Source organism: Streptomyces sp. NBC_00510 (assembly GCA_036013505.1).
Taxonomy (GTDB): domain Bacteria; phylum Actinomycetota; class Actinomycetes; order Streptomycetales; family Streptomycetaceae; genus Actinacidiphila.
Genome location: CP107851.1, coordinates 5,809,521 through 5,833,548, shown reverse-complemented (window position 1 = coordinate 5,833,548; position 24,028 = coordinate 5,809,521). Strand labels below are relative to the sequence as shown.

At 72.0% G+C, this 24,028-nt stretch carries 22 protein-coding genes and 1 tRNA gene; 7 read left to right on the top strand and 16 right to left on the bottom strand.

What is annotated here, in order from left to right; translation table 11 throughout:
• The first annotated feature begins 77 nt into the window (after positions 1–77).
• Both OG937_26395 and OG937_26390 read left to right on the top strand, forming a co-directional pair.
• Positions 78–1,298, top strand: a complete 1,221-nt coding sequence (locus OG937_26395; protein ID WUD74975.1) for an acetyl-CoA C-acetyltransferase — start codon at positions 78–80, stop codon at positions 1,296–1,298.
• Positions 1,299–1,548: 250 nt separating this feature from the next.
• A complete protein-coding gene (locus tag OG937_26390; GenBank protein WUD74974.1) occupies positions 1,549–2,361 on the top strand; it encodes a hypothetical protein in 813 nt (270 codons plus the stop codon).
• 6 nt (positions 2,362–2,367) lie between these two features.
• Here the strand turns inward: OG937_26390 and OG937_26385 are convergent, their stop codons facing one another.
• Positions 2,368–2,691: a hypothetical protein gene (locus OG937_26385; protein ID WUD74973.1), complete on the bottom strand. Its 324-nt coding sequence runs from the start codon at positions 2,689–2,691 to the stop codon at positions 2,368–2,370.
• Between the two features lie 106 nt (positions 2,692–2,797).
• Between OG937_26385 and OG937_26380 the strand changes: the two genes are divergently transcribed.
• Positions 2,798–3,028 carry a DUF4287 domain-containing protein gene (locus tag OG937_26380; protein WUD74972.1) on the top strand — a complete coding sequence of 77 codons (231 nt, stop codon included), beginning with the start codon at positions 2,798–2,800 and terminating at the stop codon, positions 3,026–3,028.
• An 85-nt stretch (positions 3,029–3,113) separates the two neighbouring features.
• Here OG937_26380 and OG937_26375 read toward each other — a convergent pair whose 3' ends face one another.
• The 4 genes from OG937_26375 to OG937_26360 form a co-directional block, all read right to left on the bottom strand.
• Positions 3,114–3,977, bottom strand: a complete 864-nt coding sequence (locus OG937_26375) for a Bax inhibitor-1/YccA family protein (GenBank protein WUD74971.1) — start codon at positions 3,975–3,977, stop codon at positions 3,114–3,116.
• 220 nt (positions 3,978–4,197) lie between these two features.
• On the bottom strand, positions 4,198–5,493 hold the full coding sequence (locus OG937_26370) for an alkaline phosphatase (GenBank protein ID WUD74970.1): 1,296 nt from the start codon (positions 5,491–5,493) through the stop codon (positions 4,198–4,200).
• A gap of 271 nt (positions 5,494–5,764) precedes the next feature.
• Complete coding sequence (locus OG937_26365) at positions 5,765–7,276, bottom strand: metallophosphoesterase (GenBank protein ID WUD74969.1); 1,512 nt, start codon at positions 7,274–7,276, stop codon at positions 5,765–5,767.
• 53 nt (positions 7,277–7,329) lie between these two features.
• Positions 7,330–7,725: a VOC family protein gene (locus OG937_26360; GenBank protein WUD74968.1), complete on the bottom strand. Its 396-nt coding sequence runs from the start codon at positions 7,723–7,725 to the stop codon at positions 7,330–7,332.
• A 116-nt stretch (positions 7,726–7,841) separates the two neighbouring features.
• Here OG937_26360 and OG937_26355 point away from each other — a divergent pair, with 116 nt between their 5' ends.
• Positions 7,842–8,774, top strand: coding sequence for a LysR family transcriptional regulator (locus tag OG937_26355; GenBank protein WUD74967.1), 933 nt, complete (start codon positions 7,842–7,844; stop codon positions 8,772–8,774).
• A gap of 32 nt (positions 8,775–8,806) precedes the next feature.
• Complete coding sequence (locus tag OG937_26350; protein WUD74966.1) at positions 8,807–9,673, top strand: AraC family transcriptional regulator; 867 nt, start codon at positions 8,807–8,809, stop codon at positions 9,671–9,673.
• 37 nt (positions 9,674–9,710) lie between these two features.
• Here the strand turns inward: OG937_26350 and OG937_26345 are convergent.
• Positions 9,711–9,793, bottom strand: a tRNA-Leu gene (locus OG937_26345).
• A gap of 359 nt (positions 9,794–10,152) precedes the next feature.
• Here OG937_26345 and OG937_26340 point away from each other — a divergent pair.
• Both OG937_26340 and OG937_26335 read left to right on the top strand, forming a co-directional pair.
• Positions 10,153–10,926: an ABC transporter ATP-binding protein gene (locus tag OG937_26340; GenBank protein WUD74965.1), complete on the top strand. Its 774-nt coding sequence runs from the start codon at positions 10,153–10,155 to the stop codon at positions 10,924–10,926.
• 45 nt (positions 10,927–10,971) lie between these two features.
• On the top strand, positions 10,972–13,473 hold the full coding sequence (locus tag OG937_26335; protein WUD74964.1) for an FtsX-like permease family protein: 2,502 nt from the start codon (positions 10,972–10,974) through the stop codon (positions 13,471–13,473).
• A 58-nt stretch (positions 13,474–13,531) separates the two neighbouring features.
• Here the strand turns inward: OG937_26335 and OG937_26330 are convergent, their stop codons facing one another.
• The 10 genes from OG937_26330 to OG937_26285 all read right to left on the bottom strand — a co-directional run bounded on the left by OG937_26330 (position 13,532) and on the right by OG937_26285 (position 24,001).
• Positions 13,532–14,857, bottom strand: a complete 1,326-nt coding sequence (locus tag OG937_26330; GenBank protein ID WUD74963.1) for a cyclopropane-fatty-acyl-phospholipid synthase family protein — start codon at positions 14,855–14,857, stop codon at positions 13,532–13,534.
• Between the two features lie 197 nt (positions 14,858–15,054).
• The gene (locus tag OG937_26325; protein ID WUD74962.1) at positions 15,055–16,422 is read right to left on the bottom strand and encodes an NAD(P)/FAD-dependent oxidoreductase; all 1,368 of its coding nucleotides are present in this window, start codon (positions 16,420–16,422) and stop codon (positions 15,055–15,057) included.
• Positions 16,423–16,786: 364 nt separating this feature from the next.
• Positions 16,787–17,728 (bottom strand): Ppx/GppA family phosphatase, encoded by a 942-nt coding sequence (locus OG937_26320; GenBank protein WUD74961.1) that lies wholly within the window; start codon positions 17,726–17,728, stop codon positions 16,787–16,789.
• Positions 17,725–18,273: a DUF501 domain-containing protein gene (locus tag OG937_26315; GenBank protein ID WUD74960.1), complete on the bottom strand. Its 549-nt coding sequence runs from the start codon at positions 18,271–18,273 to the stop codon at positions 17,725–17,727. The genes OG937_26320 and OG937_26315 overlap by 4 nt, the downstream gene beginning before the upstream one ends.
• 30 nt (positions 18,274–18,303) lie before the next feature.
• On the bottom strand, positions 18,304–18,807 hold the full coding sequence (locus tag OG937_26310; protein ID WUD74959.1) for a septum formation initiator family protein: 504 nt from the start codon (positions 18,805–18,807) through the stop codon (positions 18,304–18,306).
• An 82-nt stretch (positions 18,808–18,889) separates the two neighbouring features.
• A complete protein-coding gene (gene eno / locus OG937_26305) occupies positions 18,890–20,170 on the bottom strand; it encodes a phosphopyruvate hydratase (GenBank protein WUD74958.1) in 1,281 nt (426 codons plus the stop codon).
• Between the two features lie 182 nt (positions 20,171–20,352).
• Entirely contained in the window at positions 20,353–21,357 is a 1,005-nt protein-coding gene (locus OG937_26300; protein ID WUD74957.1) for a transglycosylase family protein, read from the bottom strand.
• 117 nt (positions 21,358–21,474) lie between these two features.
• Entirely contained in the window at positions 21,475–22,740 is a 1,266-nt protein-coding gene (locus OG937_26295; protein ID WUD74956.1) for a cytochrome P450, read from the bottom strand.
• A complete protein-coding gene (locus tag OG937_26290) occupies positions 22,733–23,434 on the bottom strand; it encodes an endonuclease V (protein WUD74955.1) in 702 nt (233 codons plus the stop codon). The genes OG937_26295 and OG937_26290 overlap by 8 nt, the downstream gene beginning before the upstream one ends.
• A gap of 45 nt (positions 23,435–23,479) precedes the next feature.
• Complete coding sequence (locus tag OG937_26285) at positions 23,480–24,001, bottom strand: DUF6479 family protein (GenBank protein WUD74954.1); 522 nt, start codon at positions 23,999–24,001, stop codon at positions 23,480–23,482.
• Positions 24,002–24,028 lie beyond the last annotated feature (27 nt).

Below are 24,028 nucleotides of genomic sequence, written 5' to 3'. Positions count from 1 at the left end.
GTGACTCCCTCCGCTACGTACAGGTAACTTCCCAGAGAGTCCCAGCCGTACCCCCGCCGCCTCGTCGAGGAGTCGCGATGCCCGAAGCCGTGATCGTCTCTGCCGCCCGCTCCCCCATCGGCCGGGCCGTCAAGGGGTCCCTGAAGGACCTGCGGCCCGACGACCTGACCGCCACGATCATCCAGGCGGCCCTCGCCAAGGTGCCGCAGCTCGACCCGCGCGAGATCGACGACCTGATGCTGGGCTGCGGCCTGCCCGGCGGCGAGCAGGGTCACAACCTGGGCCGGATCGTGGCCGTGCAGATGGGCATGGACCACCTCCCGGGCTGCACGGTCACGCGTTACTGCTCCTCCTCGCTGCAGACGACCCGGATGGCGCTGCACGCCATCAAGGCGGGCGAGGGCGACGTCTTCATCTCGGCCGGCGTCGAGACCGTGTCCCGCTTCGTCAACGGCAGCTCCGACGGCATGCCCGGCACCCACAACCCGCTCTTCGCCGAGGCCGAGGCCCGCACCGCGACCCGCGCCGCGCAGGGCGGGGGAGAGTGGCACGACCCGCGCGAGGACGGGCTGGTCCCGGACGCGTACATCGCGATGGGCCAGACCGCCGAGAACCTGGCGGCCCTCAAGGGCGTCACCCGCGCCGACCAGGACGAGTTCGGCGTCCGCTCGCAGAACCTGGCCGAGGAGGCCATCAAGAACGGCTTCTGGGAGCGCGAGATCACCCCGGTGACGCTGCCCGACGGCACGGTCGTCGCCAAGGACGACGGCCCGCGCGCCGGGGTCACCCTGGAGGCCGTGCAGGGCCTGAAGCCGGTCTTCCGCCCCGACGGCACCGTGACCGCCGGCAACTGCTGCCCGCTGAACGACGGCGCCGCGGCGCTGGTCGTCATGAGCGACACCAAGGCGCGCGAGCTCGGCATCACCCCGCTCGCCCGGGTGGTCTCCACCGGCGTCTCCGGCCTCTCCCCCGAGATCATGGGCCACGGCCCGGTCGAGGCGTCCCGCCAGGCGCTGAAGCGGGCCGGGCTGACCATCGACGACATCGACCTCGTCGAGATCAACGAGGCCTTCGCGGCGCAGGTCATCCCCTCCTACCGGGACCTGGGCGTCGACATCGACCGGCTCAACGTCAACGGCGGCGCGATCGCCGTCGGCCACCCCTTCGGCATGACGGGCGCCCGCATCACCACCACGCTGATCAACTCGCTCCAGTGGCACGACAAGCAGTTCGGCCTGGAGACCATGTGCGTCGGCGGCGGCCAGGGCATGGCCATGGTCATCGAGCGCCTGTCGTAACGGGCCCCGCCGGCCCTTCCCGGCACTCGGACGTACGTTCGAGACACAAGTCGCAATCGAACCGCCCCCTGGATGTGACCTAATCCCGGGGGCGGTCGTTTAGGCAGGTCAGAGGCGTGCCACCGGTACGGGGCGAGACTTTGGACCCTCCCATTTCGTGACGTTCCGCACTGCAGAGGCCATGGATTCCGGTGCAGAGTGGTGGTGTACAGGGGGCCAGGCTCGGGAAAGCACAGTCGGGAGTACGCCAGTGAGCGCCATGTTCCTCGTCCTGCTGACGGGCGCGGCAACCGCCGTGGCCGCCGGCTCCGCCGCGCTGTTCGCCACACGCGGCGTACGTCGTGACGTCGCGGCCCTGCGCGCGGACCTGGCCGAGGCCCGTGCCGGGCGGGCGGTCGGGGTTCCCGCCGCACGCACCACTCCGGACGCCGAGGCCATCCGCACCGCCGTCGCCGACGCGCTCGCCGACGAGCGCGAGCGCGAACTGGCCGAGGCACGCGCCTTCTGGGCCGCTCAGGAAGCCCCCCTCGGCTACGGGACGGGCGAGTCCGGCGAGGCCCTCGTGGACCCGCAGCTCGACGCCCAGCTCTTCGGCGGCCAGGGGGCCGGCCCGGTTCCGGGCGCCGCCGGCACCGACTACGAGGTGCTGCCGTACGGCCCGTTCCTGCCCCGCCAGGCCGACCTCGCGGGCCTGGAGCCCGGCGGCCCGGCGCCCTTCCGGCACCCCTCCGACCCCGACTTCGGCGTCCCGGCGCCGGTCGTGGCCAACCAGGAGCAGACCGCCGAGCGCCTGTCCGAACTCGCGGACCTGCGGATGCCGCTCGCCGACGTCCGTCCCGGCCCGCTCGGCACGCTCGACGTGTACGTCTTCGCCGACGGCACCACGCTCTGCATGACCCCGGGCGACCGGGACACCGCCGACCGCCTCTGCGACGCCCTGGACCAGGGCGAGTCCCCGATCCTGCTGGGCGGCTCCGCCGTCGCGGGCGGCTACGCGCTGACCTTCACCTACGGCGAGGAGTCCGTCTACGTGCTCGCCGACCGGGTGGTCGCCTCGCTGTAGCCGGTCCTACAGACCGCACCGCGCGGCCGTGTCCCCGATCCGGGACACGGCCGCGTCGCGTACGTGCGCCAGTTCCGGGTGCGGTTCCAGGGCGGCGGCCAGGTCGTGGGCGGCCACGGAGATCTGGTCGCCGATCACGAAGACCCCCTCGTCCGGCACCGGCAGCGGTTCCCGGCCGGGGAACTCGATCCGCTGCGCCAGGGCGGCCAGTTCACGGGCGAGTTCCAGTCCCGCCCGGGCCACCTCGCCACGGAGCCGGCTCTGCGGCAGGGAGCGGTAACGCGCCGCCAGGAGTCCGGCGGCGTCGCGGAGCGTCGTACAGTCCAGCACGGCGCGAGCCTACCGGTGCGTACACACAACCGAGTGCGTTGCACTGTTGCCAACGGTCGACGGCTCAGGCACGGTGGGGTGACCGGAACGCATACCGGAGGCGCCGATGTCACAGACCTTCTCGGAAGAGACCCACCGGAACCTGCTCTCCCACATCCCGCACTGCACCGGCCGCGAGATCGGCGAATGGCTTCGCACGGTCGACGACGGGCCCGCTTTCCTCCGCTTCGAAGAGAAAGTCAGCTGGCTCCGCAGCGAGCACGACCTGTCCTACGGACACGCCAAGGCCATCGTCCACGAATACGACCTGAGGCGGGCCGCGCGGAGGTTCGGCTGACGCGCCTCCCCTCCCGCACATGCGAACGGGCCCCGAAAGGCATCGCCTCCGGGGCCCGTTGAATGTCCCTCGCGGGTCAGCGCACTCAGTCGTCGCCGCGCAGGATCGCGATCAGCCGCAGCATCTCCAGGTAGATCCAGACCAGGGAGAGCGTGAGCCCGAAGGCCGCCAGCCAGGACTCCTTGCGCGGAGCGCCGTACTGGATGCCGTCCTCGATCTGCTTGAAGTCCAGCGACAGGAAGAACGCGCCCAGCGCGATCCCGATGATGCCGACCACGATGCCGAGCCCACCGCTGCGCAGGCCGAGGCCGTCACCGCCGCCGATCATCGCGGCGATCAGGTTGACGAACGTCAGGATGACGAAGCCGATGGCGATCGCCATGCCGATGCGGGTGTAGCGGGCGGTGACGCGGATCAGGCGGGTGCGGTACGCCACCAGCATGCCGACGAAGACCGCCATGGTCCCCAGCACGGCCTGCAGCGGGATGCCCGGCCACATGAAGTTGAGGATCTTGCTCCAGATGCCGAGGAAGACACCCTCGAAGACCGCGTAGCCGAGGATCAGCGCGGGCGAGGCCTCACGCTTGAACGACTGGATCAGGCCCAGGACCAGGGCCACGAGCGAGGCGCCGATCGCCAGGCCGTAGCTCTTCTCCGAGACCGGCAGCACGAACCACGCCACGAGCGCGCCGAGCACCACGGTGCCCAGGGTCATGGCGGTGCGCATGACGACGTCGTCCATCGTCATCCGGCCGGTCTGCACGGGGGCGCCCGGCGGGGCCTGGTACGTGGTGTCGTAGGGGTTGCTGCCCGCGTACGGGTTCGTGCCCGCGTAGGGGTTGCCGCCCGTCTGGGGGACGCCCTGCGTCTGCGGCTGACCGCCGAAGCCCGCGTAGCCCTCCCCGCGGGAGAACCCACGCCGCGAGAAGACCGGGTTGCTGCTCCTCATCTGTCACTCCTCCATGGCCGCGCGATACGGCTTCGCACCAAGAGTAATGGTATGGCAAAGCGGGTCGCCTACGCCTCAAGGAGGATCTTTTGCGGCCCGCGCACCATGCCTGCCACCACGGCTTTCCCCGTCCCAGCGGCGCCACACCGCCGGGGGAGGAACGGCGGGTGCCGGGGAGGGGCAGTCCCCTCCCCGGCACCCGCCGCAAGTGGATCCTCGCTCAGCGACGCGTCGCCAGGATCTCGCTCAGCACGTCGTGCACGTAGGTGTTGGCGTGCTTGCCGGTGAAGCGGTTCGCGAGCGGGCCGGCCGCGGTGACGGGAACGTCCACAGCGGTGTGACCGGAGGTGGTCCAGTCGATGTAGAACGACTTGTCGCTGCCGCGGATGCTGAACGGACCGTCCTCGGCGGAGATGCCGTCGCCGGACTCGTCGGCGGAGTCGGCCTCCTCCACGGCCAGGCCGCCGGTCTCGTGGTCACCGGTGACGACCAGCAGGGTGTCGGGGTGGGTCGCCACGTAGGCGCGGGCCACCGCGACGGCCTTCTCCAGCTCCTGCATGGACTGCAGGACGCGGGCGCCGTTGTTGGAGTGCGCGAACTCGTCGGTGCCCTCCTCCTCGACCATGAGGAAGAAGCCCTTCTTGTTCTTGTCCAGCGTGCTGAGGGCCTTGCTGGTCATGGTGGACAGGCCGACCACCGGGTTGTACACGTCGCCCTGGCCCTCGGGACGCTGCTGGAACATCTCCTCGTTGGCGAAGAGACCGAGGAGCTTGCCGCCCTTGGCGCGGTTGAGCTGGTCCGCGCTGGAGACGTAGGAGTAGCCGGCCTTCTGGGCCTTCTTGATCAGGTCACCCTTGGTGCCCTTGCTCGCCTCGGACGTGTCCTCGGCGGGCTTGTCCTGGAAGGCGCCGGGGCTGCCCGCGGGCAGCCACCAGTCCTCGCCACCGCCCAGGATGACGTCGGGCTTGCTGACCTCGATGTACTGGCGCGCGATCTCGTCCTGCGCCGACCGGTTGGCCGTGCTGGAGAAGAAGGCGGCCGGCGACGCGTCGGTGACCTGCGCGGTCGTGACCAGGCCGGTGGCCTTGCCGGCGGCCTTGGCCTGCTGGCCCAGGGTGGCCAGCGGGTTGCCGTCCACGTCGACGCTGATCGCGCCGTTGTAGGTCTTCTCACCGGTCGCCCACGCGGTCGCGGCCGCGGCGGAGTCGGTGACGACGGCCTTCGGGTCGTCCGGCTCGGTGGTCAGCTGACCCGAGTAGGGGAGCTTGTCCATCGCGAGCTGACCGTTCAGACCGGTCAGGTGCAGGCGCGCGGCCTGCCGGGCGGCGGCACCCATGCCGTCGCCGTTGATGAAGATGACGTTCTTCGCAGCCGGGGCCTTGCCCTTGCTTGCGGTCTGCGGGGCCGTGGCCGACGCACCCAGCGTCGGGCTGACCACCATGGTCACGACCGCGGCGGCGGCCGCAGCCGCCACGGGCGCGGCGTACCGCCGGGCCCTGCGAACACCCTCGGACACAACGACCTCCGTTGCTCACTGCTTGCCATTGCTTGGCTGTGAACTTAGGAGCCTTAGGGGGAAGGTTGACTAAGCGCAGATGTCCAGAACGCGACGGAACCTTCAGGTGACGGTAAAAGCCTAGGCCCGGACTTGTCCGTACAGGTGGCTGCGGCACCTTCGTCTGCGAACCGCCCCGCACCGCCGCTTCCGGCGCGTTCGTGCAGATCACCGCCGCCGCGGGGCCGTGTGATGCGCGCAGCGGGGAGGCCCGGGGGAAGCGCCCCGGCGCTCACGTACCGTTCGCGTACGGCAAAGGGACGGTGAAGTCGTCCTCGACCGGCGGGTCCAGTTCGTGCGCCAGCAGGCCGGTGGCGGCGAAGCACCGCACGCGCACGGCGGCCGGGCTGACGTCCAGCCGCAGGAAGCTCTTGAAGAACGGCGGGCTGTACGTCGCCGAGCCCGGGGAGAGCAGACGGGTGAGCACCCGGCGGACGGGCAGACGCAGCCGGCGCCTGCGGTCCGGCCGGCGCGGAGCACCCAGGACGCTCGCGACGAAGCGCGTCCGCCAGGTCACGCGGGCGCCGGTGGCCCGGGTGGCCGGGATGCCGAGACGCCGGGCGAGGACCGCGGAGGCCTCGTCCGGGGTCAGGTCGAACAGGCGGCGCAGGTGGAGCCGGCGGCCGTAGAGCCGGCTGTAGAAGGCGAGGGAGTCGCCGCGCATCGGGTAGCAGCGGAAGCGGTCCTCGGTGACGCCGCCGACCGCCACCCGGGGGATCGTGTGGGTGGCGTGCATGAAGGCGCCCCCGCCGCCGGAGACGACGTACTCGATCCTCCGGCCGTCCACGTCCACCGGATAGCGTTGGTAGTTGTGGATGTCCCCGCCGATCACGGCGACGAAGTTGTGCTCCGGGTCGCGGACGACCTCGTCGACCGTGCCGCCGCCCTCGATGGCGCAGGGGTGGTGCTCGCCGTCCACGTAGATCGGGGAACCGGTGACGAGGATCTTGGGGCGGGGCCCGCGGGAGACCCGGCGCAGCCATTCGCCCTGCTCCCTGTCGATGTCGCCGAGCAGCCCGGTGTCGATGCCTATGATCCGTATCGGCCCCGAGTCGATCGCCCAGTACGGGCCGGGCTGGGAGGCCGTCTGCGAGGGCGCGGAGCGCATCCGCCGGGCCTCGTCGAGCCGGGCGTCGTCCGGCACGTCGGGCCTCGCCCACAGCAGGGTGCGCCACCAGGCCCGGGTCAGCGGACGGGGGCGCGGCGCGGGCGGCAGGGCGGGGGCGCGGCAGAACACCCGCATGAAGCCGTTGAGCCCGTCGTACCAGTCGTGGTTCCCGGGGATGGCGTAGACGGGGGCGTCGTAGTCCCGGTAGGGCCGGAAGAACTTCGTGTCGTACTCGTTGGCGCTGCCGACGGGGTAGAGGACGTCGCTGCAGATCACGGCGTAGCGCGTGCCGGCGCCCGCCTTGAGCATCCCGGGGACGACGGCGTACTGCGGGTCGTCGCCCTCGCCGGTGTCGCCGAGGAGGAGGAAGGAGAAGGTGTCGGGGTCGTCCCGCTCGATCACCAGGTCCGCGCCGGACGCCCCGCGCTCCGTCTGGCCGTTGACCCAGCGCTGCCGGTCCCGGCCGGTCGGGTCGCCGAACAGCGAGGCGAGCGGGCCGTTGCGGGCCTTCCACAGGGTCACCGGGTCCAGCCACGACAGGTTGACCACCCGGGCCGGCATCAACTCCCGGTAGGCGCCGGGCTGCTGGCTCTCCCAACCGGCGCCGGCCAGGGATTCACGCGAGGAGTCGGACACGGGCGCACTGTAGCAACCGGGCCGGGCGCCGCCGGCGGCGCCCGGAGCCGCGCTCAGTCCTGCGCGTCCTGCGGGTACCAGCGCAGTTCGACCGTATTGCCGTCCGGGTCCTCGACGTAGGTCGACAGGGCGGAGCCGCGCGCGCCGAACCTCCGCACGTTGGCCTCCAGCACCGTGAACACCCCGGACGCGACGACCTCTTCCCAGTCCAGCGGTTCCACGGTGAGGCAGATGTGGTCGACGTTGGACTCGCCGCGGGGCCCGGCGACCAGGTCGATGATGGTCTCCCGGGTGACCCGCACCGACGGGAACGGGGCCTTCCCCGCGCGCCATTCGTCGACGCGCACCGGTTCCAGGCCGAGCGGTCCGGTGTAGAAGGCCAGGGACCGCTCGACGTCGGCGACGTTGAGGACCAGGTGGTCGAAGGCCTTCACGCGCAGCACGGTCATGTCTCCTCCAGATGTGGTGTGCCGTGGACGTCCTCCACGATCCGCCGGGGGGCCGCCGCCATCAAGGCATGATCGCCGTACGATCGTTGAGCGGAATTCAACGCCGAGGGGGAAGCGTGCTGGAGCGGGTGGAGATCGAGGCCTTCCTCACCCTCGCCGAGGAGCTGCACTTCGGCCGGACCGCAGAGCGCCTGGGCGTCACCACCGGGCGGGTCAGCCAGGTGGTGGGCAAGCTGGAACGCCGCATCGGCTGCCCGCTCTTCGAGCGGAACAGCCGCAGCGTCCGGATCACCCCGGTCGGCAGGCGGCTCGCCGACGATCTGCTCCCCCTCGTCACCGGGATGGAGGAGGCGCTGCGCAGGGCCGCCGACGCCGGCCGCGGCATCACCGGCGCACTGCGCGTGGCCTTCCTCGGCGAGGGCACGGCGCCCACGCTGCTGAGCGTGGTCCGGCTGTTCTCCGAGCGCCACCCCGACTGCCGGGTCGACGTGCGCGAGGTCCAGCTGGCCACCTCCCGGGCGAGCCTGCTGGACGGTTCCGTCGACGTCCTCCTCGCCTCCTTCCCCTTCGACGGGATGGCCCGCGGACCGGTGCTGCTCAGGGAGCGCCGGGTGCTCGCGGTGGCCGCGGGGCACCCGGCGGCCGGCCGGGAGTCGGTGTCGCTCGAGGTGCTCGCGGACCACCCCGTGGTGCAGTACCCGGAGGTGACCTCGGTGGCGTTCAAGCGGGACCGCACCCCGGAGCGCACCCCGTCGGGCCGTCCGGTCCCGAGGGGCCCGGCCGGCGGGTCGTTCTCCGAGATGCTCACCCTGGTGGCGCTGGGCCGGGGCGTCCTCCCCGTCGGGGAGCACGCCCGCCGCTACTACCCCCGGCCGGACCTCGCCTACGTCCCCCTCCACGACGCACCGCCCATCGAGCGCGGTCTGGTGTGGCGGCACGGCAACACCACGGCCCGGGTCCGCGCGTTCGCCCGTGCGGCGGCGGACGTCGCGGCCACCCGACCCGACCGGGCACGGGATGTCGGGTCCGGCGGGGTGCCCGACGCCTAGCGTGGGGTCGTGGAAGAGGAAGGGGACCGGGAGTGCTGGAACGTCTCAACCAGGCCCTGGAGCACATCGAGCACCATCTCGACGGGCAGGTCGACGTGGCCGCGCTGGCGCGTGTCGCGGGCACCTCGGAGTACCACCTGCGCCGGATGTTCTCCGCGCTCGCGGGCATGCCGCTCTCGGAGTACGTACGGCGCCGCCGGCTGACCGTCGCCGGCGCGGAGGTGCTCGCGGGGCCCGCGACGCTGCTGGAGGTCGCGGTGCGCTACGGGTACGGATCGGGCGAGGCCTTCGCGCGGGCGTTCCGCGCCGTGCACGGGGTCGGGCCGGGCGAGGCCCGGCGCACCGGCGCCGCGCTGGTCTCCCAGCCCCGGTTGGCCTTCCGCCTCACCGTCGAAGGGAGCAGCAGCATGCGTTACCGCGTCGTGGACAGGCCGGACTTCAGGGTCGTCGGCCTCAAGGCCCGGGTCCCCCTGGTGCACTCGGGGCCGAACCAGGCGATCGTCGACTTCGTCCGCGGGATCGACCCGCGGCTCATGGCACGTCTGGAGGAACTGTCGGACCAGGAACCGCGGGGGGTCGTCGCGGTCTGCGACGACCTGGACCCGAGCCGCGCCGAAGGCACGGAGCTCGACTACCACCAGGGGGTGATCACGACGGCGGCCGCACCCGACGGCACCACGGTCCTCCCCGTCCCCGCGGGCACCTGGGCGGTCTTCACCACCTCCGGGCCGGCGCCGCAGGCCATCCAGGAGCTGTGGCGGGACGTGTTCACCCAGTGGTTCCCCTCCAACCCGTACCGCAGCCGCCCCGGCCCCGAGATCCTGCGCGCCCGTCCGTCCGCGGACGGGACCGAGGCGGAGGCCGAACTGTGGCTCCCGGTGGAACGGGAACAGGGCTGAGAACGTGGCGGTGGTGTCACGCCGGTGAGGAAGTGAGTGCCCGGAACCGGATTTGAACCGGTACGCCCGCAAGGGGCAGCGAGGTTTAAGCTCGCCGTGTCTGCATTCCACCATCCGGGCGTGGCGGTGCGAGAGCGCAGTACGAGCCTATCCGGCGGGGCGGGTGGAACAGGGCCCAGGATTCGTCATGTTGTCTGATTTTAAGGCTGACTGACGGACCATCAGATTCGTTCCGCCCGGAGGAAAGCACAGGCCCGGGGCGGTCCGGACGGCGGACCGCACCCGCTGCATATGACGCGAAATCGCTTCCACCCGGGGGCGGGATGTCGGGGTCCCCGTCATCCCCAAGTAGGACGCGGGGGTCCGCGCGTACCTCTCGGGACTGCCTGCAGAACCACGATGTGGACGGATCCCGGCGACGTCTCCCGTCGGGACGATGGAGGGGTCCGATCGACTCCCCCCGTCCCGACAGGAGCAGCGTGCCGTCCACCACCACCGCACACCCCACCGCCACGGCCACGGCCGCCCGCGCCACCGATCTGAGCAAGGTCTACGGGGAGGGCGAGACCCGGGTCGTCGCGCTCGACGCGGTGACGGTCGAGTTCCGCGCCGGCGAGTACACCGCGATCATGGGCCCCTCGGGCTCGGGCAAGTCCACGTTGATGCACTGCATGGCGGGCCTGGACACCGTCTCGTCCGGCTCGGCGCGGATCGGCGACACCGAGCTGTCCTCGCTGAAGGACAAGCAGCTCACCAAGCTCCGCCGGGACAAGATCGGCTTCGTCTTCCAGGCGTTCAACCTGCTGCCGACGCTCACGGCCGCGGAGAACATCACGCTCCCGATGGACATCGCCGGCCGCAGGACCGACAAGCAGTGGCTGGACCGGGTCGTCGAGACGGTCGGACTGTCCGGGCGGCTGTCGCACCGGCCCTCCCAGCTGTCCGGCGGACAGCAGCAGCGGGTCGCCGTCGCCCGGGCACTGGCCAGCCGGCCCGAGATCATCTTCGCCGACGAGCCGACCGGCAACCTCGACTCCCGTTCCGGCGCGGAGATCCTCGGCTTCCTCCGCAACTCCGTGAAGGAGCTCGGCCAGACGGTCGTCATGGTCACCCACGACCCGGTCGCCGCCTCCTACGCCGACCGCGTGGTCTTCCTCGCCGACGGGCGGATCGTCGACGAGCTGCACGGCCCGACCGCGGACACGGTGCTGGAGCGCATGAAGCGCTTCGACGCCAAGGGCCGCACCAGCTGATCCGCGCCGCCGACCACGAGCCACGACCGAGAGACAAGCCCTGACATGTTCCGTACCGCCCTGCGCAATGTGCTCGCGCACAAGGCCAGACTGCTGATGACCGTGCTCGCCGTGATGCTCGGCGTCGCCTTCGTCTCCGGCACCCTGGTGTTCACCGACACCATCGGCAATGCCCTCCGCAAGGCCTCCGCGAGGAGCTACTCCGACGTCTCGGTCGCCGTCACCTACGGGGACGTCGACCATCCGCTCCCCCAGCGGCTGGTGGACGAGATCGGCCGCCTGCCCGGCGCCGGGTCCACCACCGCGACCGTCACCGGCTTCACCGCGATCGCCGGCAAGGACGGCCGGTTGGTCGGCGACGGCTGGTCCACCCGCGGCGGCAACTACGCCGGTGCGGACCGCTATCCGCTACGCGAGGGACGCGCCCCGCGGACCTCCTCCGAGATCGCGCTGGACTCCAAGACCGCGGAGCGGACGGGCTACGCCGTCGGCGACACCGTCCGGATGTCCATCGACGGCCCGGTGATGCGGCAGAAGGTGACCGGCGTCTTCTCCACCGACGACGGCAACGTCGCCGCGGGCGGCAGCCTGGTGCTCTTCGACACGGCCACGGCCCAGAAGCTCTTCGGCAAGCCGGGTACGTACGAGGAGATCGACGTCAAGGCGGCCCCGGGCACCGCGCAGGCAACGCTCAGGGCCGCGATCGAAAAGCTGCTACCGCGCCACGCCAAGGACGCCACCGCGACCACCGGGCAGCAGCTGGCGGACGACGAGGCCCGGCAGATCGCCTCCGACCTCAGCAGCTTCAACACCACCCTGCTCAGCTTCGCCGGCATCGCGCTCTTCGTCGGCATCTTCATCATCGCGAACACCTTCACCATGCTCGTCGCCCAGCGCACCAAGGAACTCGCGCTGCTGCGCGCGGTCGGCGCCAGCCGGCGGCAGGTGACGCGGTCGGTGCTGGGCGAGGCCCTCGTGGTGGGCGTGGTGGCCGGTGCCACCGGATTCCTGCTGGGCATCGGCATCGCGGCGGTGATGCGGGCGGTGCTCGGCTCGGCCGGGGCGGAACTGCCCGAGGGCGCCCTGGCCGTACAGCCCGGCACGGCCGGGGCGGCGCTCGCGGTCGGTGTGGGCGTCACCATGCTCGCCGCGTGGCTGCCGGCCCGCCGGGCCGCCAAGATCCCGCCGGTCGCGGCGATGAGCAGCGTGCACGCCCCGGCCACCGTCAAGGGCCTGCTCCTGCGCAACACGCTCGGCGCGCTGCTGTCGGCGGCCGGTGTCGTCCTGGTGCTGGCCGGCTCGGGGATGAAGGACGACGGCAACATGGTCCTGGGCGGCGGCGCCGGGCTGCTGCTGATCGGCGTCTTCGTCCTCACGCCGCTGCTGTCCCGGCCGGTGGTCGCCGCGGCCGCGCCGCTGCTGCGGCCCTTCGGGGTCACGGGCAAGCTCGCCCGGCAGAACTCGGTGCGCAACCCGCGGCGCACCGCCGCCACCGCGTCGGCCCTGATGATCGGCCTCACCCTGATCACCGCCCTCACGGTGGTGGCCATCTCGGTCAAGACCACCGTGGACGAAATGGCCGCCGCCCACCTGAAGGCCGACTACCAGATCACGATGGCCACCGGCCGGAACCTCTCCCCCGAGGTGGCCGAGCAGGTCGCCGGCACCGACGGCGTCAGCGGCTCCAGCGCGGTGCGCGACGCGCACACCGAACTGGGCGGCGAGGACGAGTGGGTCACCGGCGTCGACGCGCCGCAGATCGGGCGGCTGCTCACCCTGGACTTCACCCATGGCTCCCTGGCCGCGGTGCACGGCGACTCCATGGTCGTGGACTCCGACACCGCCGAGCGGCGCGGCTGGCACACCGGGCAGAGCCTGCCGGTGCGCTACGACGACGGCACCAAGGGGCGGTTGACTATCGGCGGCGTCTACGAGGGCGGCGACCTCATCAACGGCGTGATCGTGGACAACGCCACGGTCACCCCGCACACCCCCGAGGCAGGGGACATGCGGGTGCTGGTGCGGATGGCCGGCGGCGCCGACGAGGCCAACCAGGACGCGCTGGTGAAGGCGCTCGGCGAGAACCCGGTGATCAAGGTCCAGGACAAGGCGGCCATCTCCCGCGAGCTCAGTTCCACGATCGACCTGATGCTGAACATCCTCTACGGGCTGCTCGCGATGGCCGTGCTCGTCGCGGTGCTGGGTGTGATCAACACGCTGGCGATGTCGGTCTTCGAGCGCAAGCACGAGATCGGCATGCTGCGCGCGATCGGCCTGGACCGTGCCGCGGTCAAGCGGATGATCCGGCTGGAGTCCCTGGTGATCTCGCTGTTCGGCGCGGTGCTGGGCCTCGGGCTCGGGGTGTTCCTCGCCTGGGCCGTCGGCGGGCTGATCAAGCCCCAGCTGCCGAGCTACGCGATGACGCTGCCCTGGGACAGGATCGGGGTGTTCCTGGCGATCGCCGCCCTGGTGGGCGTCCTGGCCGCGCTGTGGCCGGCCCGGCGGGCGGCCCGGCTGAACATGCTCGAGGCCATCAAGGCCGAGTAGCGGGACGGCGGAACCGCCCGCGGGGCGGAGGCCGAGTCGGCCTCCGCCCCGCGGCGGGTCAGTCCTGCCGGCCCGGGCCCAGCCAGTCGGCCCGGGTACGGGGCATCCCGGAGCCGCCGTCCTTGGTCGGGCGGACGGCGAGCACCTGGTTGACGCCGATGCGGTTCTGCTCGAAGGAGAGCGCGGAGGCCGCCATGTACAGCCGCCAGACACGGGCGCGGCCGGCTCCGGCGAGGCGGACGGCCTCCGGCCAGTGCGCCTCCAGGTTGGCGACCCACTGCCGCAGGGTCAGGGCGTAGTGCTCGCGGATCGCCTCCACGTCCCGTACCTCGAGCCCGGCCTCCTCCAGCCGGGAGACGGTGGAGCCGACCGGGGCCAGCTCGCCGTCGGGGAAGACGTACCGGTCGATGAACTCGTCGACGTGGTAGGCCTCCTCGTCGGCCCAGGGGCGACGGCCGATCTGGTGGTTGAGCAGCCGCCCGCCGGGCCGCAGCAGCCCGTACAGCACCCCGGCGTACTGCCGGTAGCGCTCGCGGCCCACGTGCTCGGCCATGCCGATCGAGGAGATGGCGTCGTACGGCCCGTCGTCGACCGCCCGGTAGTCCTGCACGCGGATGTCGATCCGGTCGGCGAGGCCGGCGTCGGCGACCCGCTTGCGCGCGGAGGAGGCCTGCTCGGTGGAGAGCGTGACGCCGGTGGCGTGGACGCCGTAGTGCTCGGCGGCGTGCATCACCATGGAGCCCCAGCCGCAGCCGACGTCCAGCAGCCGTTGCCCGGGCTGCAGTTCCAGCTTGCGGCAGATGAGGTCCAGCTTGGCCCGCTGGGCGTCCTCCAGGGTCGCGTCGGGCCCCTCCCAGTAGGCGCACGAGTAGACCATGGACGGGCCGAGCACCAGCTCGTAGAAGTCGTTGCCGACGTCGTAGTGATGGCTGATCGCCTGCCGGTCGCGGACCGGGCTGTGCAGCACCCCGGAGCGCCGGCGGACCTCCTCCGGCGGCGGGGGCGGCGGCAGTCCGGGTCCGGCGAGGGCGAGGGCCTCCCGGCCCAGCCGGTAGGTCTCGGGATCGCGCACGAGACCGAGCAGACGGCGCGGTGACGCCCCGTCGTCCTCGGTGGGGCGATCCCAGACGAGCCCGGAGAGCCGGTCCAGCGCCTCGTACAGGTCGCCCTCGACGTCGAGTTCGCCGGCCACCCAGGCGCGGACCAGGCCGAGCTCGCCGGGCTTCCACAGCAGCCGGCGCAACGCCCGGCGGTGCCGCACGACCAGCGTCGGGGCGTCGGGCGGTCCGGTCTCGCTGCCGTCCCACGCGCGGATGCGCAGCGGGAGGGGAACGCCGAGCGCCTGCTCGGCGAGAGCGGTCAGTCGTCCGGCCGCATCGGCCATGGCGGGTACCTCCGTGCCTCCATGAAGACGGGTCCACTGGGCTGGGAAACGGATGCGGGATACACCGACATTCCCGCACTACCGCTTCTTTACCTCTACCCATCTCATGTCCTGTGCCCCGGGGCCAGGGACACGGGCACGGCGAAGGGCGCCCGCCCCACGGATGGCGGACGCCCTTCGGCCGGACTGCTACCTGCTCAGGCCTTGGCCTTGGCGGCCTCGGCGGGGACCGCCGCGGCCGGGACCGGCCTGGCGGCCTCGTAGAACTCCTCGCGCGGGTTCTCGATGGCGCCGAGCGAGACGACCTCGCGCTTGAGGAACATCGCCAGCGTCCAGTCCGCGAGGACCCGGATCTTGCGGTTGAAGGTCGGAACCGCCATGCCGTGGTAGCCACGGTGCATGTACCAGGCCAGGCGGCCCTTGAACTTCAGCTTGAGCTTGCCGAAGCGGATCAGGGCGACACCCTTGTGCAGGCCGAGGCCGGCCACCGCGCCCTTGTTGGCGTGCTTGTACTCCTTCTGCGGGAAGCCGCGCATGCCGGACACCACGTTGTCGCCGAGCACCTTGGCCTGGCGCAGCGCGTGCTGGGCGTTCGGCGGGCACCAGGCGCCGGGACCGGAGGCCAGGTCGGGGACCTGGGCGTTGTCACCGGCGGACCAGATGTAGTCGGTGCCCTGGACCTGGAGCGTCGGGGCGGTGTCCACGTGGCCGCGCGGGCCGAGCGGGAGGCCGTACCGGGCGAGCGCCGGGTTGGGCTTGACGCCCGCGGTCCACACGATGGTGGAGGCGTCGACCTCCAGGCCGTTGGCGAGCACCACGTGCTTGTCGACGCAGGAGCTCATGGAGGTGCCGAGGTAGACCTCGATGCCACGCTCGCGCAGGTGCTCCAGACCCCAGGTGCCCAGCTCCGGGCCGACCTCGGGGAGGATCTTGTCGGCGGCGTCGACGAGGATGAAGCGCATGTCCTCGCGCTTGACGTTGGTGTAGTACTTGGCCGCGTCGCGGGCCATGTCCTCGACCTCGCCGATCGTCTCGGCGCCGGCGAAGCCGCCGCCCACGAAGACGAAGGTGAGCGCCTTGCGGCGGACGTCCTCGTCGTTGGTGGAGTCGGCCTTGTCGAGCTGCTCCAGCACGTGGTTGCGCAGGCCGATGGCCTCCTCGACGCCCTTCATGCCGATGCCGTGCTCGGCGAGGCCGGGGATCGGGAAGGTGCGGGAGACGGCGCCGAGGGCGACCACCAGGTAGTCGAAGGGCAGTTCGTAGGTCTCGCCCACGAGCGGCTCGACGACCGCGACCTTGCGGTCCTGGTCGATGGTGGTGACCCGGCCGGTGAGGACCTCCGCCTTGGGGAGCACGCGGCGCAGCGGCACCACGACGTGGCGGGGGGAGATGCTGCCGGCGGCGGCCTCCGGCAGGAACGGCTGGTACGTCATGTACGAGCGCGGGTCGACGACGGTCACCGTCGCTTCCGCGTAACGCATCTTCTTGAGGATGCGCCGCGCCGCGTACAGGCCGACGTACCCTCCGCCTACTACGAGGATCCTGGGACGCTCCGTGGTGCTCATGCTTCGAGTATTCACCACGCCCCAGGGGGTACCTCGTGAGCCCCTTCACAAGGTTTGCGGTGCCCTCTGCTACACTGCGCCGCTTCGTGACCAGGGCCACAGCGCCCAGGGGGAACCCGGTGGGCGGCGCGGGCGTTGAGCGCCCCGTCCGACCAGCGGCGATCGGCATCCGGGGGCACCCCGCCACCGTCCCGCAACACCGCCGAAACACGGGCGCACCAAGGGTTTTGGAGGGTTCGCGGGGTCCCGGTCCCGGAAAGTTGGGCCGTCCGGCGGGAACTTTCATGTGAAGAAATTCACGAACTTTGTGGGGCGGGCGTGTCACGCCCGCCCCCAAGGCCCGCTCAGTTGGAAAAGGCCCTGCTCAGGCGATGCTCCAGGCGATCCCGTCGAGGATGTCGTGTTCGGAGACCACGACCTCCCGGGCACCCGTACGCTCCATGATCCGCAGCAGTACCAGGGCACCCGCGCCGATCACGTCGACCCGTCCCGGGTGCATCACCGGGATCGCGGCGCGTTCGGCGTGCGTGGCGGCCAGCAGGCGCGCGCTGATCTCCCGCACCGTCCCGACCGGGACGCGGGAGTGGTGGATGGCGGCCCAGTCGTACTCGGGCAGGTCCAGCGCGATCGCGGCGACCGTGGTGACGGACCCGGCCAGGCCGACGAGGGTGCGGGCCTCGCGCAGCGGGACGGTCCGTTCGGCGAGGTCGAGGGCGGCGTCGATGTCCCGCGTCATGGCGGCGATCTGCGCGGCGGTGGGCGGGTCGGTGACCACGCCGTCGCGGACCAGGTGACGCTCGGTCATCCGCACGCAGCCGACGTCGACCGAACGCGCGGCCGTGACGTGGCGGTCGCCGACGACGAACTCGGTGGAGCCGCCGCCGATGTCCACGACCAGGAAGGGCCGTTCCAGGTCCGTACGTCCGGCCAGCTCCGCGGTGGCGCCGGTGAAGGAGAACTCCGCCTCCTGGTCGCCGGTGATCACCTCGGGCTCCACGCCGAGGATGTCCACCACCCCGCGCACGAAGTCGTCCCGGTTGGAGGCGTCACGGGAGGCGGAGGTGGCCACGAAACGGACCTTGCGCGCCCCCAGTTCCTCGATCACGCCCGCGTACTCGCGGCAGGCCGCGAAGGTGCGCTCCAGGGCCTCGGGGGCGAGCCGGCCGGTGCGGTCCACGTCCTGGCCGAGCCGGACGATGGTCATCCGGCGGTCCAGGTCCTTGATCTCACCGGTCGCGGGGTCCGCGTCCGCGACGAGCAGGCGGATGGAGTTGGTACCGCAGTCGATGGCTGCCACCCGGGTCACCGGTCCTCGCCCTCCTCCTGCCCGGCGGCGCCGCACGGGCTCACGCACGGGCCCTTGCGCCACCACTCGGGCAGCATCGCGATCGTCTCGTCGCCCAGCGGGTTCACCCCGGGGCCGGCCGCGAGGGAGTGGCCCACCAGGACGTGCAGGCACTTCACCCGGTCCGGCATGCCGCCGGCGCTGGGGAAGCCCTGCAGGACCTCGATGGCGTCCCGGCGGGCGACGTAGTCCTCGTGCGCGGCGCGGTAGGCGGCGGCCAGCTCCTCGTCCTGCGCGAGGCGGGCCGTCATCTCCTTCATGACGCCCTCGGCCTCGAGGGTGCCGATCGCCGAGGCGGCGCGCGGGCAGGTCAGGTAGTACAGCGTCGGGAACGGCGTCCCGTCCTCCAGGCGCGGCGCCGTCTCCACCACGTCGGGGTTGCCGCAGGGGCAGCGGTGCGCGATGGCCCGCAGGCCGCGCGGCGGGCGGCCGAGCTGCTCCTTGAAGGCGGCGATGTCCGCCTCGGTGGGCGGGGCGTGCTCGGTCTGCGGCGGGGGCTTTTCCATGCCTGGGCGTGTCTCTCTCAGGGGCTTGCGTCAACGATGTGCTGCGGTGGCGGCGGCGTCCGCGTGGTCGACGCCGTCCCACAGGTTCGCGTACCAGGGGCGGCGGGCCGCGCTGTCGCTGCGGCGGGCGCCGGAGTCCTCGGGAGCCGCGGCCCCGGTGGGCTCCACCACCGTATACGCCGTCTCGCCCGGCAGTACGTAGTGCAGCCGGGCCCGGGCCTGCGCCTTGACGTACTCCGGGTCCTGCCAGCGGGCCTTCTCCTCCCGCAGCTCGTCCACCCGCTTGCGTGCCTGCTCGGCCTGCTTGCGCTGGTCGGCGATCTGCGAGCGCTGCGCCACGTACTGACGCATGGGGTAGGCGAGGGCGACGACCAGGGCGCAGACGACCAGCGCCAGCAGCGCGGCCCGGCCGGTCAGCCGGTTGCGGCCACGGGGCAGCGCGGGCCGCGGGCGGCCGGCCGCGCGATAGACGCGGGCCTGCGCCTGTGCCCCGAGGGCACGGATGCGTGTCGCGGTGGAGAAGCGATCCGGCACGTGCACCTCCGGTGGGTTCGGGTGGCCCTTGCTGGCGCACGGTGCCGCCCGCCGCGGACGCGGCGGGCGGCACCGGACGAGGTCAGCCCTTGAAGCGGGGGAACGCGGAGCGGCCGGCGTACACCGCGGCGTCGTCGAGGATCTCCTCGATGCGCAGCAGCTGGTTGTACTTGGCGACGCGCTCGCTGCGCGCGGGGGCGCCGGTCTTGATCTGGCCGCAGTTGGTGGCGACGGCGAGGTCGGCGATGGTGACGTCCTCGGTCTCGCCGGAGCGGTGCGACATCATGCACTTGTAGCCGTTGCGCTGGGCCAGCTCGACCGCGTCGAGGGTCTCGGTCAGCGAGCCGATCTGGTTGACCTTGACCAGGAGCGCGTTGGCGGTGTCGCTGTCGATGCCGCGCTGCAGACGCTCGGGGTTGGTGACGAACAGGTCGTCGCCGACCAGCTGGACCTTGTCACCGAGCTCCTCGGTGATGGTCTTCCAGCCGTCCCAGTCCTCCTCGTTCAGCGGGTCCTCGATGGAGACCAGCGGGTACGCCGCCACCAGCTCGGCGTAGTACGCGGTCATCTCGGCCGCCGACAGGGACTTGCCCTCGAAGGAGTAGCTGCCGTCCTTGTAGAACTCGGAGGCGGCCACGTCGAGCGCGAGCGCGATGTCCTGGCCGGGCTGGTAGCCGGCCTTCTTGATGGCCTCGACGATCAGGTCGAGGGCGTCGCGGTTGCTCGGCAGGTTCGGCGCGAAGCCGCCCTCGTCGCCGAGGCCGGTGGACAGGCCGCGCTCCTTCAGGACCCCCTTGAGGGTGTGGTAGACCTCGGCGCCCCAGCGCAGGGCCTCGGAGAAGGACTCCGCGCCCACGGGTGCGATCATGAACTCCTGGATGTCCACGTTGGAGTCGGCGTGCGAGCCGCCGTTCAGGATGTTCATCATCGGGACCGGCAGCACGTGGGCGTTCGGGCCGCCCAGGTAGCGGAAGAGCGGCAGGTCGGAGGCCTCGGAGGCGGCGTGGGCCACGGCCAGCGAGACGCCGAGGATGGCGTTGGCGCCCAGCGAGGACTTGTCCGGGGTGGCGTCCAGGTCGAACATCGCCTGGTCGATCAGCCGCTGCTCGGTCGCGTCGTAGCCGACCAGCTCCGGGCCGATCTGCTCGATGACGGCCAGCACGGCCTTCTCCACGCCCTTGCCCTGGTAACGGCTCTTGTCACCGTCGCGGAGCTCGAGGGCCTCGAACGCACCGGTGGACGCACCGGAGGGGACGGCTGCACGGCCCGTGCTGCCGTCGTCGAGGCCGACCTCGACCTCGACGGTGGGGTTGCCTCGCGAGTCGAGGATTTCCCGGGCTACGACGACGTCGATGGACGGCACGTGGGTCTCCTTCTGGATGTCTCTTCGTTTCGGCATGAGCCTAACCGACCCGAAAAGCCCCGGCCGGGCACGCTCGGGGGATGGACGCGCCCGTGCGCGGAACGGAGGAGAAAGTTCAGCCCGATGTCAGCCGGTGTCCGCCGGGCGGGGGTGGACTCCCGGCCCGGCGGCGCACGGGGGACTCAGCGGCCGAGGTCCAGGTACGAGCCGGGGCTGATCACGTTCGGGTCGTCGCCGATGACGTCGCGGTTCGCGTCGTACAGGCCGCGCCAGCCGCCGCCGACGTGCTGCTCCATGGCGATCTCGCAGAGCGAGTCGCCCTCCTGCACCAGGTAGCGGCTGCCGGTGGTGGTCTTGGCGCTGGTGCCGCTGTCCCGGCCGGTGTCGGCCTTCTTGGTCTCCGCGCGCGTGTCGGTGGTGAGCGGGACGACGCCCCAGGCGGCCTCCCCCTCCACGAAGTGGGCCGGCAGGCCGGCGGGGTCGCCGTTCGGGGTACCGGTCGAACCCGCGGTGTTCCCGGTGGCGGTGCCGTCGGTGGCGGTTCCGGCCTCCGGCTTGCGGTGCTTGCCGGTGCCCTTGCCCTCGCCCTTGTCGTCGGCGGAGGGGGTCGCGGAGACGCCGGGGCCCTCGGTCGCGTCGGCGTCCGGGGTGGCGGTGGTGTCCTCGTCGGTGCCCGGCGAGGTGGTGCCCGTGCTGTCGTCGCCGGAGGTGGCGCCGTCCCCGTCGGTGTCCTGGTCGCCGGAGCCGGTGGAGTCGCCCGTTCCCTGACCGTCCTGGTCCCGGCCGCCGTGCAGCAGGTCGTCGAGGGCGTCGGTGAGCCCGGAGGAGTCGGCGCAGCCGGACCACGCGTCCGGGCCGAGCTCCGCGAGCATCTTCTCGGCCACGGATATCTGCTCGTTGCGGCTGGCGAGGTCCGGACGCTCGGCGTACTGGGCGCCGCCGTACTGCTCCCAGGTCTCCTCGGTGATCTGCAGGCCGCCGAAGAACCCGTTGCCGGTGTTGGAGCTCCACAGACCGCCGCTCTCGCACATGGCGACCGCGTTCCAGGTGCTGTTGGCGTCGGCGGCGCTGGCGCCGCTCGCTGCGAAGAGGGGGAGCGTGAGGCCCGCCCCGGTCGCCGCGACCGCGACCATGGCGGTCGGGGCTTGACGCGGCTTGCGGTGTCGGCCGTTCCCGGACTTCAGCATTGCGGCATCGCCTTTCACATTCGAATACTGCGATGGCGCCCGACGGTAGTGGTCTTGGCCCATGCATCACAAGTCGGTGTCTCACGGATCACGCGAAGATCACGTTCTGACGTCCTGTCAGTCACGTTCCGGTGAGAAGGCGACCGGCAGGGTCCGCAAACCCCGCATGATCAGGCCGCCGCGCCACCTCAGGTCGGCCGGCTCGGCGGCCAGTCGCAGGTCCGGCAGCCGGGTCAGCAACGTCGCCAGGGCGGACTGCGCCTCCAGCCGCGCGAGGGGGGCGCCCAGGCAGTAGTGGATGCCGTGGCCGTACCCCAAGTGCTGGTTGTCGCGGCGCGACAGGTCCAGGGTGTCCGGGTCGGCGAAGCGCTCCGGATCGCGGTCGGCGGCCGCCAGCACGACCAGCACCGGATCGCCGGTGGCGACGGACTGCCCGCCGACCGTGAGGGGTTCGGTCGCGAACCGCCAGGTCGCCAGCTCCACCGGCCCGTCGTAGCGCAGCAGTTCCTCGACGGCGGTGGCGAGCGGCTCGCGCTCGCCGCGGGCGAGGGAGTCCTGGAGCCGCCGCCGCTGCTCCGGGTGGCGCAGCAGGGTGTAGGTGCCGTTGCCGATGAGGTTGACGGTCGTCTCGAAGCCCGCGAAGAGCAGGATGAAGGCCATCGCGGCGGCCTCGTTCTCGGTCAGGTGCTCGCCGTGGTCGCTCGCCCGGATCAGCCCGGAGATCAGGTCGTCGCCGAGCTCCGAGCGCTTGCGGTGGATCAGTTCCAGCAGGTAGGCCCGCATCTTCTTCACCGAGCGGGCCACACCCCCGCGCGGCCCGCCGCCGTGCCGGATCATCATGCCCGCCCAGTCGCGGAAGTCGTCCTGGTCCTCGGCGGGGACGCCCAGCAGGTCGCAGATGGCGTAGATCGGCAGCGGGAACGCGAACTCATGGATGAGATCCGCCTCGCCCTTGGCGGCGAAACCGTCGATCAGCCGGTCGGTGAGCTCCTGCACCCGCGGCGCGAACTCCGCCACCCGGCGCGGGGTGAAGGCCTTGGAGACCAGCCGCCGCAGCCGGGTGTGGTCGGGCGGATCGATGTTGAGCAGGTGCGTCATCAGGTCGGCGCTGCGCTCGCCCGGGATGCCCACCTTGCCCTTGGCGTGGGCGCGTTCGGAGTGGTGGACGGGGTTCTTGCTGAGCCGTACGTCGGCCAGCGCCTGCTTGGCGTCCGCGTACCGGGTGACCAGCCAGGCCTCCACCCCGCTGGGCAGGGTCGTGCGGTGCACCGGGGAGTGCTCGCGCAGCCAGGCGTACGCGGGGTACGGATCGGTCGCGAACTGCCAGGTGAACAGCTCGGGGGCGGCCGGGATGCCCGGGTCGGGGGTCACGCTCTCATGCACCCCATGACGTTAGCCGGTCGCGGCTGAGCCGGTCGGCGAGCCTGGTCGTCTCCGGGAGGCGGTAGGAGGGGGCCAGGGCGAGCACATGGCGGCAGGCGGTGTCCAGGTCGACACCGTGGCCGGTCGAGACGTAGACCGGCTTCACCCCGGCCTGGGTCCGCAGCACCCGTCCCACCGTCTCCCCCGCGTCCACCAGCGGCGCGGTCGATCCCCGGGCGTCACCGAGCGCGGCGGGGTCCCAGGTGCCGACGAAGGGCGTCTTCGCCACCCCCGCCGCCGGCAGGCCGGTGACCACGCCCAGGTGGCAGGCGAGCCCGAAGCGCCGCGGGTGCGCCAGCCCCTGGCCGTCGCAGAGCAGCAGGTCGGGCGTGACGGAGAGCTTCTCCAGCGCGTCGATCAGCACGGGCAGTTCGCGGAAGGCGAAGAGCCCGGGGACGTACGGGAACGTGGCCCGGGCGGTCGCCGTGACCTGCTCGACGGGGGCCAGCGTCGCGGTGTCGAGCACGACGACGGCGGCGGCGACGGTGTCGCCCTCGACACCGTGACCGCCGCCGTAGGCGACGTCCAGTCCGGCCACGTACCGCGGTCGCTGCGGGCCGGGCCCGCGGTGGTCCGCCAGCGGACGGAGCCGGTCCTGCAGGGCCCGGGCCTCCGCCTCGTCGCGCGGCCACGCGTGCCTTACGTCGATGCGCATGGCCGCCAGCCTAGAGCGGCCACGGCCGGGCCCGGTGGCCGCGGCTCAGTGCTCTTCCTTGCCGCCTTCCTCCTGTCCCGGACCGGAACGGGTCGGTGCGCCTCGGGGAGCGCCGCCCGGGGACCCGCCCGCGGTGCCCGCGGGACTGCGGGTGCCACCCTCGGGGCTACGGCTGCCCGCGGGGCCGCGGGTGGCGCCCTCGGGACCGGGCACGCCGTGGGAGCCCCAGTTGCCGAAACCCTTGAGGGAGTGCGGGAGGCGCCGGACGCCGTCCTGCGGCCATTCGTCCGGCTCCCGCCATTCGGTGAGCGTGTGCCGCTCACCGTCCTGGTGGCCGGGGCCGTGGTCGGCCGGGGTCTCCCGGCCGTACTCCTGGCGGGTGTGCCACGCCCCGCCACGAGGCTGCGGTTTCTGCTCGGGGGGCGGTTCCTTGCCCCGGGCCCACATCCCGATCGACACCGCGCCGACGAGGATCCCGACCAGGAAAATGCCCACTACCAGCGGCGCGATGCCGACGATGTAATCGTGCGGCACGGCCAGCTGGATCTGTTCCAGTGCTCGCATCATATGACCCATTTACCCGCTCTGTCCCAA

Coding starts and splice junctions, on each gene's coding strand:
- OG937_26395 (WUD74975.1), top strand. CDS start 78: ATGCCCGAAGCCGTGATCGTCTCTGCCGCCCGCTCCCCCATCGGCCGG.
- OG937_26380 (WUD74972.1), top strand. CDS start 2,798: ATGTCACAGACCTTCTCGGAAGAGACCCACCGGAACCTGCTCTCCCAC.
- OG937_26375 (WUD74971.1), bottom strand. CDS start 3,977: ATGAGGAGCAGCAACCCGGTCTTCTCGCGGCGTGGGTTCTCCCGCGGG.
- OG937_26360 (WUD74968.1), bottom strand. CDS start 7,725: ATGACCGTGCTGCGCGTGAAGGCCTTCGACCACCTGGTCCTCAACGTC.
- OG937_26335 (WUD74964.1), top strand. CDS start 10,972: ATGTTCCGTACCGCCCTGCGCAATGTGCTCGCGCACAAGGCCAGACTG.
- OG937_26330 (WUD74963.1), bottom strand. CDS start 14,857: ATGGCCGATGCGGCCGGACGACTGACCGCTCTCGCCGAGCAGGCGCTC.
- OG937_26325 (WUD74962.1), bottom strand. CDS start 16,422: ATGAGCACCACGGAGCGTCCCAGGATCCTCGTAGTAGGCGGAGGGTAC.
- OG937_26315 (WUD74960.1), bottom strand. CDS start 18,273: ATGGAAAAGCCCCCGCCGCAGACCGAGCACGCCCCGCCCACCGAGGCG.
- OG937_26300 (WUD74957.1), bottom strand. CDS start 21,357: ATGCTGAAGTCCGGGAACGGCCGACACCGCAAGCCGCGTCAAGCCCCG.
- OG937_26290 (WUD74955.1), bottom strand. CDS start 23,434: ATGCGCATCGACGTAAGGCACGCGTGGCCGCGCGACGAGGCGGAGGCC.
- OG937_26285 (WUD74954.1), bottom strand. CDS start 24,001: ATGATGCGAGCACTGGAACAGATCCAGCTGGCCGTGCCGCACGATTAC.